The organism is Mucilaginibacter inviolabilis (assembly GCF_011089895.1).
Classification (GTDB): Bacteria; Bacteroidota; Bacteroidia; order Sphingobacteriales; family Sphingobacteriaceae; genus Mucilaginibacter; species Mucilaginibacter inviolabilis.
The window spans coordinates 1,803,217-1,816,548 of sequence record NZ_JAANAT010000001.1; the positions used below are offsets into that span (position 1 = coordinate 1,803,217).

At 41.9% G+C, this 13,332-nt stretch carries 10 protein-coding genes and 1 riboswitch; all 10 genes read right to left on the reverse strand.

Going from position 1 to position 13,332, the window contains the following annotated elements; all coding sequences use genetic code 11:
• Window positions 1-2: 2 nt before the first annotated feature.
• The 10 genes from G7092_RS07235 to G7092_RS07280 all read right to left on the reverse strand — a co-directional run bounded on the left by G7092_RS07235 (window position 3) and on the right by G7092_RS07280 (window position 13,323).
• The gene (locus G7092_RS07235) at window positions 3-1,214 is read right to left on the reverse strand and encodes an efflux RND transporter periplasmic adaptor subunit (RefSeq protein WP_235953795.1); all 1,212 of its coding nucleotides are present in this window, start codon (window positions 1,212-1,214) and stop codon (window positions 3-5) included.
• A 127-nt stretch (window positions 1,215-1,341) separates the two neighbouring features.
• Complete coding sequence (locus G7092_RS07240) at window positions 1,342-3,324, reverse strand: response regulator (protein ID WP_166087668.1); 1,983 nt, start codon at window positions 3,322-3,324, stop codon at window positions 1,342-1,344.
• Window positions 3,325-3,602: 278 nt separating this feature from the next.
• Window positions 3,603-4,700 (reverse strand): DUF5074 domain-containing protein, encoded by a 1,098-nt coding sequence (locus tag G7092_RS07245; RefSeq protein WP_166087670.1) that lies wholly within the window; start codon window positions 4,698-4,700, stop codon window positions 3,603-3,605.
• 26 nt (window positions 4,701-4,726) lie between these two features.
• Window positions 4,727-5,866 carry a DUF5074 domain-containing protein gene (locus tag G7092_RS07250; protein ID WP_166087672.1) on the reverse strand — a complete coding sequence of 380 codons (1,140 nt, stop codon included), beginning with the start codon at window positions 5,864-5,866 and terminating at the stop codon, window positions 4,727-4,729.
• A 47-nt stretch (window positions 5,867-5,913) separates the two neighbouring features.
• Window positions 5,914-6,813 carry a cell surface protein gene (locus G7092_RS07255; protein WP_202985234.1) on the reverse strand — a complete coding sequence of 300 codons (900 nt, stop codon included), beginning with the start codon at window positions 6,811-6,813 and terminating at the stop codon, window positions 5,914-5,916.
• 26 nt (window positions 6,814-6,839) lie between these two features.
• The gene (locus tag G7092_RS07260; RefSeq protein WP_166087674.1) at window positions 6,840-7,982 is read right to left on the reverse strand and encodes a YncE family protein; all 1,143 of its coding nucleotides are present in this window, start codon (window positions 7,980-7,982) and stop codon (window positions 6,840-6,842) included.
• Between the two features lie 4 nt (window positions 7,983-7,986).
• Window positions 7,987-10,032: a TonB-dependent receptor plug domain-containing protein gene (locus G7092_RS07265; RefSeq protein ID WP_166087676.1), complete on the reverse strand. Its 2,046-nt coding sequence runs from the start codon at window positions 10,030-10,032 to the stop codon at window positions 7,987-7,989.
• Window positions 10,033-10,170: 138 nt separating this feature from the next.
• Window positions 10,171-10,373: riboswitch (cobalamin riboswitch) on the reverse strand.
• 424 nt (window positions 10,374-10,797) lie between these two features.
• A complete protein-coding gene (locus tag G7092_RS07270; RefSeq protein WP_166087678.1) occupies window positions 10,798-11,337 on the reverse strand; it encodes a carboxymuconolactone decarboxylase family protein in 540 nt (179 codons plus the stop codon).
• Window positions 11,338-11,341: 4 nt separating this feature from the next.
• A complete protein-coding gene (locus G7092_RS07275) occupies window positions 11,342-11,920 on the reverse strand; it encodes a carboxymuconolactone decarboxylase family protein (RefSeq protein ID WP_166087680.1) in 579 nt (192 codons plus the stop codon).
• Between the two features lie 464 nt (window positions 11,921-12,384).
• Window positions 12,385-13,323, reverse strand: coding sequence for a sugar phosphate isomerase/epimerase family protein (locus G7092_RS07280; protein WP_166087682.1), 939 nt, complete (start codon window positions 13,321-13,323; stop codon window positions 12,385-12,387).
• Between the last annotated feature and the right edge of the window lie 9 nt (window positions 13,324-13,332).

Below are 13,332 nucleotides of genomic sequence, written 5' to 3' on the forward strand. Positions count from 1 at the left end.
CATTATTTAAGGTTGCCGTAAACGGATGCCTCGCTAACCGGGTTGGCCTTTATGGTTGTACCATCTTTTAAGTTATTGGCGCTTTCCAGTACTATTTTATCGCCGGCATGTAAACCGTCGGTAACTACATAGAACTGGCCGGCAGTGTTATCCATCACTTGTATAGCCACATTTTTGATTTGGTTCTTTTTATCAACCAGGTAAACAAAGCGTTTGTCCTGCAGTTCATAAGTAGCGCTTTGCGGCACCAGCAAGCCAGACTTGATGGTATTTGGTATTCTTACAATTGCGCTGCTGCCGCTACGGATAAGACCACGGGGATTGATAAAACCGGCTCTTACATTGGCAGCCCCCGTAGCGGTATTAATTAATCCGTTCACGGTTTCTACACGACCAGTATGCTCATAAGGAGTACCATTAGGTAGTATGAGTAAAACATCAGGCAGCTTACTCAATTTTGATTTGAAAGAAGTTGTACCTGTGCTATCCTTGCTAAAATCGAGCAGTTGTTTTTCGTTCAGGGCGAAGTAAGCGTAAATATTGGAAGTGTTGTAAACTGTTGTTAAAGGATCGGTTGTGGTGCTGCTTACCAAACTGCCTAGTTTGTAGGGTAACGAACCTATAACACCATTTACCGGACTGGTGATGGTGGTATAGCCTAAATTTACCTGTGCATTTACCAATGCGGCTTTAGCTTGTGCTAAGGCTGCTGCTTTTGATTGTTGGGTATACTCTGCCGATTCCAGTTCGTAATGACTGATGATATCTTTCTCAACCAGAGGTTTTACTTTGATTACCTGCATTTTGGCTAAGCTCAGGTCTGCCTCTGCCGTTTTGATGCCAGCCTGTGCAGTACGTACATCCTGCTCATATTGCGGCGCATTGATCTTAAAAAGCAATTGCCCTTTTTTCACAATAGAGCCTTCGTCTACATATATTTTCTCTACGAAACCATCAACCTTGGGGCGTATTTCAATATTTTGCTGACCCTGTATACTGGCCGGATAATCAACATTTAAAGTAGCAGAACGGGGTTGCAAAGTAAGCACTTTATAATCCAACACAGGCTCTCCTGCCTGGCCCTCGGCAGCTTGTTTATTTTTACTGCCGCAAGAACTTAATATAGCAGTTGATGAAACAATTGTAAAAAGTAGAGCCCAGTTTTTAGGCAAAAGTACATGGTAAGCTTTGTAGAACGGTTTTAAAAGCATCATAAGGTAAAATAATCGTGAAAATATAGGGCGTAGAGGCTCACGCCGCTAAATACGGCATTAATTAGGTACTTTGACTGTTAAATATAGTTAATGTTACAGCTTATTTTAAAATCACAGCCATAACTAGTCAGACATCAATTAAAATAGCTTTTATTTTTTGATCGAGATCCTGCGCATCAAAAGGCTTTGCCACAAAATCATTCATGCCGTGATCCAGGCATTTTTCCATTACTTCCCGGGTGGCATGGGCTGTTATGGCAATAATCGGGATGCTGTTTTTGGCATTATCTTCACTTCGGATAGCTATGGTGGCCTCGTAACCATCTAACTCGGGCATATCCAGATCCATCAGTATAATGTCGTAATGATTTAGTTTTAATTTTTCCAGGGCCTGTCTTCCATTATCAACTGCATCCACGCAATACCCACGTTTTTCCAACACCTTACTAATCAGCAGCTTATTTAACTGATTATCATCTGCAACCAATACACGTGTATTTTTTGTTTCACCTTGTGGGATGCAATTATCCAAACCGTTCTCAACTATAGATGCCTGGGTAGTTACCACATGTTTATAAAAAGGAAGTGTAAATCTAAAATCTGACCCATCAGATGTGCTGGTTTTTATAAATATATCCCCGCCGTGCAGATCAACCAGATGTTTGGCCATGCTAAGTCCTAAACCTATTCCGCCTAATCCTTTATTTTGCCTGAACTGATCAAGGCTTTCAAATATTTTATCCTGCTTGTCTTCAGGGATACCCATGCCTGTATCCTGAACACTAAACCCTATCCAAACCACATCGGCCGTATTATCTATAACATACGCCTCTACCAAAACAGAGCCTTCCGGGGTGAATTTTACCGCATTGGAAAGCAGGTTTAATAATATATGGCTTAACCGCATCTCATCGCCCAAAACCAATTGTGGAACATCGCTATCAACATGGTAACTGATAGTCAGCGATTTTTTATTGATCTCCGGTTTTAACATCGATACTGCATGATGCACTACATCATAGATATTTAAAGGCTTTCTTTCTAACTGAACATGACCAGACCCTATTTTTGACAGATCGAGAATATTGTTGAGTAAGCCTTTCAAAAAATCACCAGATTTCATAATGGCGCGGATATATTCCTTTTGTTCTTTACTTATTTCTGATTCCTCCAGCAAACCGGCAAACCCCATGATGGCATTCATGGGTGTTAAAATTTCGTGGTTCATATTGGCGATAAACACCTGCTTAATTTTTTCAGAGGCTTCTGCCCTCTCCAATTGCCGCAACTCTTTAACTTTAGCGTTTTTCAGTTCGAATATAGTATGTTCCAGTTTATCCGTCATCTGATTAAAGGCAGTCGCCAAAACGCCAATCTCATCCTTTGAATATACTTTTACCCGTGTATCAAATGATTCTTCGGATACCTTTTTAGCTCCGGAAATAATTTCCTTGATGCCTTTTTGCATGCCCTTGCTTATGGATATTGCTATCAGTATCCCTGTAAGTTCAACGGTAAATGCCAAACCTATCAGAACTTTAAGTACAAGGCCCTCAAACCATCGGGAACCTTCACCCAGGCTATAGGAAAAGCCATCTTCCATAGGTGTAAATTCCACGTCGATCTTTGAAATGTAGCTTAAAAATTGTTGCGTTTCTGCCGGAGTTATGGTGCCGGATATTACCTTATCATGTAATTGCTTACTCACGGGGATTAGCTTCAACAATACACTCTCGGCTTTTTTCCAATAAAAAATGGTTTGTTTTAAATATTTCACCTGGCTAAATCGCAGCATCAGCTTAATCATACCATCGATATCATCAAGGTGATTGCGCCCTGCCAGGAAACCTAAACGGGCCGCATCATAATCTGGAGGTGTTTTTTCAAGAGCTGTTCGCGCTGCGCCATCGCCCAGCGGCACCTTTAAAAATTGCTGGAAAGCCTGGTAATCTTGTTCATTATGTGAATAGGCATAAACTTTTAAATGAGATAAAGCATCTTTTTGTGCCTTTGACCAAAGCCCTTCACCGCCTACATATGACCTTACAGCAGAAAGTGTTTTTATAGCAAAACTAAGCGTAAACAACTCTATCACAATTAGAAAAGCCATTATACCTATAGTAAAATACAGCTTTTTCGCAATCGGTATATCCCTAAACCATTTTACTAAAAAGAATGACTGCATGATGTGATAAGAGTTTCACGTTTTAACCTCTAAAAGTACTTTAAACTAAAATGTTATTTCTGTTCATTAATTACATACAAGTTCATTTTATTCACAGAACATATCTTCAATTTTTATCGGGTAAATCTATGAACAATAAAACTAAAGAAGGCCACCTATTGGTAGCCTTCTTTACTAAAACAGGTTGTAACTGTTCAAATAAATTAATGAAACACAAAGGTTGCAGGGAAATAATAGCCGGTATAGGAAATATCTTTACTTTGAGCACCGCTTGATGGATCATAAAAATAAAGGTCATTTACACTATAATTAGTGCCGTATCCTGATTTTACAGTGGTTACCACCAATTGGTTAAGTTTTTCATTATAGGCTAATCCTGCACCATACATTTCTTTGCCGGCGGGTACAGTAACAAATGGTGTAGTGAATGAAGCAGCATTTGCAGCTGTATATTTATAAATTTGGGTACCGCCGCTATAAGGGCCATTTTTAGCTATAAAAATAGCATTCTCGGTAGTTGAGGCAGTAATTGAACCCGGATGCCAGGCACCCCATGAACCATTAACAGTAAATGGTACTGTAATAGCTTGAACCACCAATGTAGCCGGATCAATACGCACCAGTTGTGTGCCACCGGCAGCCCATATAGCACCATCTTTACTGCGGGCAAATGCAACTTCTAAACCGGGAATAGTTTTAACTACAGCATAAGTAGTAGCATTTAATACAACTACGCCACTTGATTGTGATAGCGCGAATATATAATTACCTGCTTTAATCAGATCGCCTACCTCGCCACTTACACCGCTGATCTTGGCACCAAGCGTAACGGTTTGCAAATTAAGCTGGTAAATACCATCACCCGTACTTACCAAACCTGTGTTGCTATCAATTCCTACAAATGCCCGCCAATCGTTGCCTGAAGCGGCGGCTATACGTCCTGTTTCTTTCAGGGAAAGATCATCAGTTACTACCAAAGGTCCACCAGCTTTTGATAACAGGTAAAATTTATGATTATAAATCGTACCAAATTCAAGTGTTGAACCAATTGGTTCCAATGTTTTACCAGGATTTTCTTTCGTGAATATACTATCGGTTAACGCCCCTTTAGCGTAATCAAAAAAGCTTACGGTGCCAGTACCATGGCCAAACCAACCTTCGTTTACCACAAAAAAGCCATTTTCGTACTTACCAGGCTCGGCTATTTTAACATTGTGATCCTTTTTACATGATGCGATCGTCATCGTCAGCAATACCGGAATAAGGTACGCCGACAGTTTTAAAGTGAATTTATTTTTCATGCTTGTTATTTTTGATATCTAAAAAATTAATGAAATACAGCAATTGAAGGGAAGTAATATCCCGTGTAGGCAATATCATTGATCAATGAACCTGTAGAAGCGTTATAAAAACACAGGTCATTAAAACTATAATTGGTTGTAAAACCAGAGTGTACCGTATTAACAATTACCTGATTATGAACGGGATCATAAGCCACTCCGGCACCGTAAAGTTCCCTGCCTGTTGGCACTGTTATAAAGGGAGTTGTAAATGAAGCACTATTGGCAGCAGTATATTTATAGATCTGAGTTCCGCCAGAAAATGTAGCGTTCTGAGCTATAAAGATGGCATTTTCGGTAGTAGAGGCTGCGATAGATCCGGGATGCCATGCTGCCCATGAACCATATATAGAAAAAGGCACCGTTATAGTTTGCACCGCCAAAGTAGCCGGATCAATACGTACCAGTTGCGTACCACCGGCAGCCCAAACAGCGCCATCAGGAGTTTTGGCAAACGCGCAAAGCATGCCCGCAATAGAGGTAACAACTGTATTGTTAGATGCATTGAGCACCACTACCCCACTGGATTGAGACAATACAAAAACATAGTTACCCGCTTTAATCATATCACCTATCTGCCCTGTCACGCCGCTAAGCTTAGTACCCAGCGCCAATGTTTGCAGATTTATAGGGTAAATTCCCGAATTAGTACTCACTAAACCATTGTTAGCATCAATACCCACAAAGGCTCTAAAATCATTGGTGCTTTTGGCCGCAATCCGGTTTATTTCCTGTAAGCTATGTGAATCGGCTACTACCAATGGGCCCCCAACTTTACTTACCAGGTATAGTCTATCATTAAAAATAGTACCGTATTGCAAAGTACTACTGATTGGATTAAGATTTTTTCCCGGGTTTTCTTTAGTGAATAAGCTATCGCTGATTAAACCGGTGCCAAAATCGTAAAAACTTACTGTTCCGGTACCATGTCCATACCAGCCTTCATTTACCAGGAAAAAGCCGTTATCATATTTGCCTGTCCCGCGCACCTGGAGCTTTCCGGATGTTTGATTTGCATTCGTTGCATTAATAGCAGCATCCTTTTTACAGGAGCTTACCATTCCCATCAATAATATCGGGAAGATGCAGGGTAATAGTTTTACAAGGGCAGATTTTTTTGTGTTCATTTTTACAGGTTTTATGTTTTTGGATAGGTAGAATTATTGATTTGATTTTAGTTTTTAAGCATGCTTAAATCGGCAGCGCCACCAAACTCAGTCGATTGCTCGCCCAACCAGCCCATATTATATAGTATACCGGTTTGCACTTTTATAAAATCTATACCTTTCAGGCTCACTTTATTACCCTTAGCATCTATAGCATTATCAATATCTATTTTATCGCCACCTGCTGTATTATCGCCGTAGCCATAATCATAAGCCGCACTGGTAATGTATGTCGGGTCATCGTCGTTAATATTTGATGATGGCAACAGCGTGCCACTAAAAGTATAAGTATCACCTTTGATGCCGATAGGAAAATAAGGTTGCTTATGGAATATGTTGGTTTTTACAAAGCCAGTTTTGCCTTTATTGTCTTTCCATGGTACGCTGCACGTATCACATTTAGGCCGTGTATAGGTAACCGAGTAATTACGGGTATAACCATCCTTATACTGAGCACTACCGGTTAACTCATACCAGGTATCATCCGGCTTACCATTGTTATTGGTATCCTGCATCACCCATATGACACCGGGCTCCGAAAAATTGGCAAAAGCATTACCATAAACAATAAAGTCTTCTTTATAGGGTACGTTTAAAACCGTGTGATCAAAGCCAACGATGATATATCCACCCCAGGCTCCCAAGCTTACCAATCCCTGATCGCCGTTTAAGGTGCTTTTAGCGGCTACGGTATCACCAATACCTGTATTATCAAACTGTCCCGGAGCCGGATTAAAATCAAACAGCTGACTTACATATGCCTTGCTTTGGGCCGTTATAGGGTGTACAGGCGTTTCGGGAGTTGTATTATCGGTTGATTTATCCTTTTTACAGGATGACATTAGCACGATGCCGAGCAAAAGCCCTAAGGACAAGTTTTTCATGTGGTTTAAGTTGATCTTTATCATTTTTATTGATTTTCTGTTTCTTAATATTAATAAGCAAATGCAAAGTGCCCGGGGATATCACCTGTTATCACCGACCATTTTTTCTTTCCGGCTGTACTAAAGCAGTATAAAGTTCCTGGAGATACATAATCTTTTGCATCTGTAACCAACACTTCTTTGGTTACCGGGTTTACCGCGATGCCATAGGGAACTTTTATTTGGGCTTCGGTTCCGTCTGTTATAAACTTTGTATTCAGTACGGTTTCGTCCTTCACGTTAATCATCGAGTAGGTTGTGGTATTTTTACCGGTGATGTAGCTAAATTCATAACTATACATATAGGCTGTATCACCATCTATCCAAAGGTTGCTTACCCCAAAATCAAATTCCTTTTTTACCTGGTCGGTCTTGGTATCGATCACAAATAGTTTTGAAGGAATATTATAATAATCGCCCCGGGAGGTTACGTAGATGTCGCCATATTGATCGGCCTTTACCCTATCCAGATTGATTGCTACATCGATGCGTTTCAATTCCGTAAATGAAGCCAGGTCAACCACAGATACTGTACGCTCATAATTTGGAGGACTATAGCCACCAGAGTTGGCTACATACAGTTTTTCGCCCACAATGGCCATTTCTTCCGGCTGGCGACCGACGGTCACTGTTCGCGTAATCTGCAGGGTGGTAGTATCAATCTCATTTACTGCGCCATTCGGGGCTTTGGGATCACCCACTTTGCCCAGATAGGCGCTTACATAAGCTTTACCGTTATGAAAAGTAACATATCGGCAATTGGTAATGTCAATTTGAGTTATCCTTTTGTTAGTATGCAGGTTAAGCACCTCAACCTTGTTGGAATTATTAACTACGATATACACCTTGGAACCGTAGATGCCTACATCATTACCTACGTCGCCAAGACCTTTAACCACTTGTGGATTTGCCTGACCATATATGTTTTTACTGAATTGCCCTGTTGTATAATCCAGGTAATCCAATGATGCTTTACTTGAACCCAAATTACCTTCATCAACCAGGTAAAAGCCTTTTACCACACTATTGGGGTCTGGCGGAAACAGCGTAGTTACTACCTCCGGAACGGGCTGCTGAGCTTTGCGGCACGAACCGTATATCATTAGCGTACATCCGAGTAGCAGGTAAAGCAGTTTGTAATTTATATTTTTCATAACATCAAAAAGTTGAGCTTATGGTAAAACGATAGTTAATTTGCGGCATCGGAAAATTGAGCGCTATATAATTTTCCTGACTAAATACATTATTTAACTCGCCGGTTAGTTTTATTTTATGCTTGTTATAATTGGAGGTATAAGAAAAGCTTATATCATGGGTATACCAGGGTTGCAAATAATTCTCCGGGGCATTATATTTTGAATCGTACCTGCTGGCAACATAAATATAACTGTAGTTAAAGGCGAACTTACGCCACTCGGCACCAACCAATACCGAACCACTGTTGATCGGCGTATAAGGTATTTGCTGTTTGTAATTAATATCTGTTGGGTCTGTTACATCTATCGCTTTCTGATAAGTGTAGCTGATACCCGTATTAATAAACAGCTCGCCGGGTAATTGCCAGGTTGCCTGCGAGTTGATTTCAAGTCCTCTGATATGCACCTTACCGAGGTTGTACATCGTCCACCGCGCCAGGTTCATACCTGGTATAGCTACAATTTTATCTGTTACCTGGTTATAGTAGGCATCGGTTTGTATAGCAAAATAAATTAAGGTATGTTGTTGAAAGGTCTTATTATAAGTAAAACCTACATCATATTGCTTGGTATACTCCGGCCTTAAAAAAGAGTTCCCGATAAAAGTGTAATACAGATCATTAAAACTTGGCAGCCTGAAAATACTCTTGTAAAAACTCCTTAACCTGAAATCGGGATTATCAAATGGCTGCCATGATAAAAGTACTGCAGGTGTAAATTTTGTTTTTTTACCTGCGGCCTGCAGGGTATCAACCTGGTCATTTACAAAGGTACCCAGCAAGCTTGCCTGTGCGTTAAAGCGTTTAAAATGAACTTCGGTAGCTAATGCTGTTAATATAGTATTGCGTGTGGGTCGCACAAACCGGTATACTGCCGAATCATTTTGCGTAGCATCGAGCGTATTGCGCTGGTAATCGGCAGAGAACGCTGCATCCCAAAAGGAGTTGATATGAAATTTATTAGCTGCTGACAGGTATAGTTCGTGCTCGTCATATTTATTTTCGAGTAGCCCCCGTGTAGTGGTTATTGTGGGGTCGAAGTATTCTGTATGATCATCAGAATATTTAGCACCCAGCATTAAACTATAACTTTCACTAAACTTTTTGTTGTAGCTTGATTGTATAAAAACGTCCTTTTCTTTTTGCCGCTGTTTGGAATCGAAATTATTGTTTACAGTAGGGCCGGGTAATCCCCTGTCCGAATGATATAGATAACCCTTCAGCGTCCAGGCACTGCTATCTTTTAGCTTACCATACAATCCGGCTTCTACACGCTGCGCGTCAATGTCGCCATTGTGCCTTATTGCCGTGGTATCATAGCCAGTAACACCGTTGGTTGTCCTGAACCTGTAACGCCCATTGGCATGAATTACTTCGGTACTTATGCTGCTGTAAACATTATCGCTCAATTTATACTGCCAAAGCAATGACGGGTTTACCAATCCGAATGACCCTGTTTTAAAACTGAGCTTACCATTGGTGCGACTACCCGCTTCAAAATTTGGTTGCTTGGACATCATGTAAAGGGAAGCCCCCGCAGCGAAGCCCTTAGCCGGTTGAAAAATTGTACTTTTCTGGGCGTTGTATAGGTCTATTTCTTCAATGTTATCCAGCGAGAACTTACCCAGATCTACCTGTCCGTTCTGAGCATTACCGAACTCTACACCATCATAAAAAACAGCTACATGGTTAGTACCCAGACTGCGTACGTTAACCGTTTTTAAGCCTCCTATGCCACCATAGTCTTTTATTTGTACACCCGAAAAAAACCGGATGGCATCGGCTACAGAAAGACTGTTCAGCTTTTCAAGATCTGTGCCTTTAAGTATTTGAACAGGCGTGGCCGATGTATTACGCAGAGACAGGCGGGCGGCACGTATAGAAACCTCTTTCAAATGGTGGCTTTTAACCGTATCTGTAGTTATTTTTTCACGACTGGTATCTGCCGCCTGCGCCAAAGCATGGTCACAAAACAAGCCTTGTATCGCTGTAAGGCAAATAGAAAACATCAGGAAGCACAAATATTTGTACGAGTGTTGCAATACGTTCTGTTCGTGAAAAATTAAACAAACAGCCAACAGGGTACCATAAATGGAATACACACAACGTGAGGTACTTCATTCCAGCTTCAATCCCCGAAAGCTATGAATACATATAGTGCAATGGCAGGTCTTCTGACTTACTCCCCACTTATCCAGCCTTCCCGTCGCGATCATATCGAAACAGTGGCTACAGAATGGATAGCGGTTAACAGAGCTTACAGCTGCGGGACAGTTCCGGAATTACACCGGATTCCCTTTTAATCCCAAAACCACAAAGGGCTTCGGGAACCAAAAGCGACGCAAATATAGAAATAAAAAATGCAAGGAATTTTATTTTAGTATCATCAGGCGGCGGCCTGAGAATTGATAGCCTGTATCGGTAAAAACTTTTTAAACCTTTTATTTTAACACTTTTCTGATCAAAAACAGGGCAAAAAGGCCCGATAAATATCTGTTTTAACTAAATTTTAACGCCATTTTAACACTTTTTAACAAATTTTTGGTGGCTTTTGAAAGGTTTAAAAAGTATTAAATTATTGAATATCAAACAACTAAATACAAAACGACGTTTTTTCACCCTCTTTTCTCTTTAACTAAACAGCCCGGATGTCTGGTTGATGACATCCGGGCTGATATGGATATAAATATACGAAAATTCGGGCAGAAAAGCGCTAGCACTTTTCAGTTCTGTTGCCTTTTAAATAGCCGAATTAATAAAATAACTTAATGATATCAGAATTTACCATAACCTACATGTGCCATACGTTCGCCCATTTCGGCGTAGGCTTCGTTGGGGCCTGGAGCCCAGGTACCTAAACCATCTACATAACGGTTAAACATACAAAACGCGGCTGCTATCAGTACCGTATCATGTATCTCTGTATCAGTTGCCCCTTCTGCACGGGCCTTTTCTACGTCATTTTCCGTTACGTTTTTACCATTGCGCTGTACCTGGTGTGCAATGTGCAACAAGGAACGCAACTTATCAGATACCGGGGTATCGGGCAAGCCAGCTTTGATATCGTCAATAATATTCAGTCCGCTTTTTAAATGTGCTGCCGCCGCGGCAGCATGTGAAGTGTGACAGAAATGGCAATCGTTCCAATAAGATACCGATGCGGCTATAATTTCCCGTTCGCCGCTGGTTAAAGATGATGGCCCTCGCAATAAGGTTTCAGCCAGGTCAAGCAGAGGACGGGCAGTTTCCGGGCGGTAGTTCAATAAACCGATGATACCCGGCAGTTCTTCGTTGTTTAATTTAATATGCGCCATGCTCTTATATGGTTTCGGTTAAGTTCATATCGGTTACTTTTGGCGGAGGGGTCAGGTACCCTTCGCGGGCACGTTGTTCGCCCATTTTATCATATAATTCGTCATTATCGGGCTGCCAGGTAGCCAGGCCATCCACATAACGGTTATACATACAAAATGCAGCCGCTATTAACACGGTATCATGAATATCTATATCACTGGCACCTGTATTACGGGCACGCTCTACATCATCGGGAGTAACATTTTTTCCGCCTGATTGTACTTTGGCTGCGATATTTAATAATGCCTTAAGCTTATCGCTTACAGGGGCTGTTTCCGGATCGGCAATCACGCTGCTCACTATTTCGGCATTATTGCCTAATTGGTGTTTGGCAATAGCACCATGTATGGTGGTGCAATATTTACAGGTATTTAAACTGGATACATACGTAGCTATCAGCTCACGCTCCCCGGCGCTTAATGAAGGGTGTGGATCATGCAGTAAAGTTTGTACCAAATGATTCAGGGGAGCCGCGGTCTCTGGCCTGTACATGAACAAGCTCCGGATACCCGGAAATTCCGAGGGTAAATTAATGAGTGGCATAATCTGGTTTTTAAATAGGGTTGATTTTTACAATCTGTAACTGGTTAATTAAAGATGGATGATAAACGCCATATTTCAAAATATTTTCGATTATTCACCAACGCTTTTTATTCCCTCCCCACGGGAGGGGTGCGGTGGTTTGTGTAATGGCGGGGAGGGCTTCTACGCGCGATGATTATCCTGTTCCATAAACCCCTTCCTCCCCTTCCCGAGGGAAGGAATCGCACAGGGCTTGGGCTTTTTGATTGGCTGTCATGCTGAGCTCCGTCGAAGCATGGTGGGCAGGCCTCTGCGCTATACTTCGCTGCCGCGGGCTTCCAGCCCGTGGTATACATGGTTCAGCTTTCAGCTGACTGACGTAAGCTGAAAGCTTACCACAATACTACCCACGAGATACGCTCCGCTAATCTCGCGGGAGCGAATAACACACCCCTGCCCCTCTTAAGAGGGGAGCCAACACCCTTCTAACCCGTAGCCGCTTTCATTTTACGCAGGGCCGTTTGAGCAACACGCAAAGCATCCTGGGCATAATAACTTTTGTTGAATACCTCGCACGATATAATGAGGGGCTTTTCGGGATGCTTTACCAATTGCAGGATGCGCTTTAATGGCGCCACACCATCACCAGGATATACGCGGTCGGGTTCTGAAATAATCTCCGGATTTATACCTGACGGATAATCGTTTACATGAAATATCTCTAACGACGGTTTACCTACTAATTGCAGACTTTCTACCGCCGATTGCCCTTTGTAGATATGAAAAACATCCAGCAATACCCGGGCATCGGGATGCCCGCTTTGCAAGGCTACATACAGCACCTGGCTGATGTGTTTCAGATTAACCGATCCGCCCCACATTTCCAATTGTGGGATAACACCGGTATCGCGGCCCATGGTGAGGATGGTGTTATACCGCTCTGTTACCGTATCCAGATTGATCATATCACCTTTGGTTGCGCCTGCCGGCGGAGCAGCTATACGCTTGCAACCCAATTTGGCCAGCAGATCCATTTCGCCTTGTAACTGAGTAAGTGCTTGTTTGCGCACAGTCTCATCATCCACTATCCATGGCGCAAAACCTATGGCATTTTGAATGGTGATACTCAGACCATCGGCGATCTTTTTGGCCTCGGTTATTGAGCCCCCGTTTTTCAAATAGGCTTGCAAAGTGTCCAGCCAAATCTCCACTGAAGTAAAGCCAGCTTTGGCAGCAGTTTCCAGTTCCTTTACAAAACCCAGGTTTTGCCCGCGGATGGTACTCATGTTTAAAGAGTATTCAAAGCCATGTATGTTCTTATCTACACTAATAGCTGCCTCGGACCGGCTGCCGATAACCGCAGCGCCCACTGCTACCCCTAAAGTTTTCAATGCAGTTCTTCTATTTACAGATTTGAAATTCATAGGCTTATA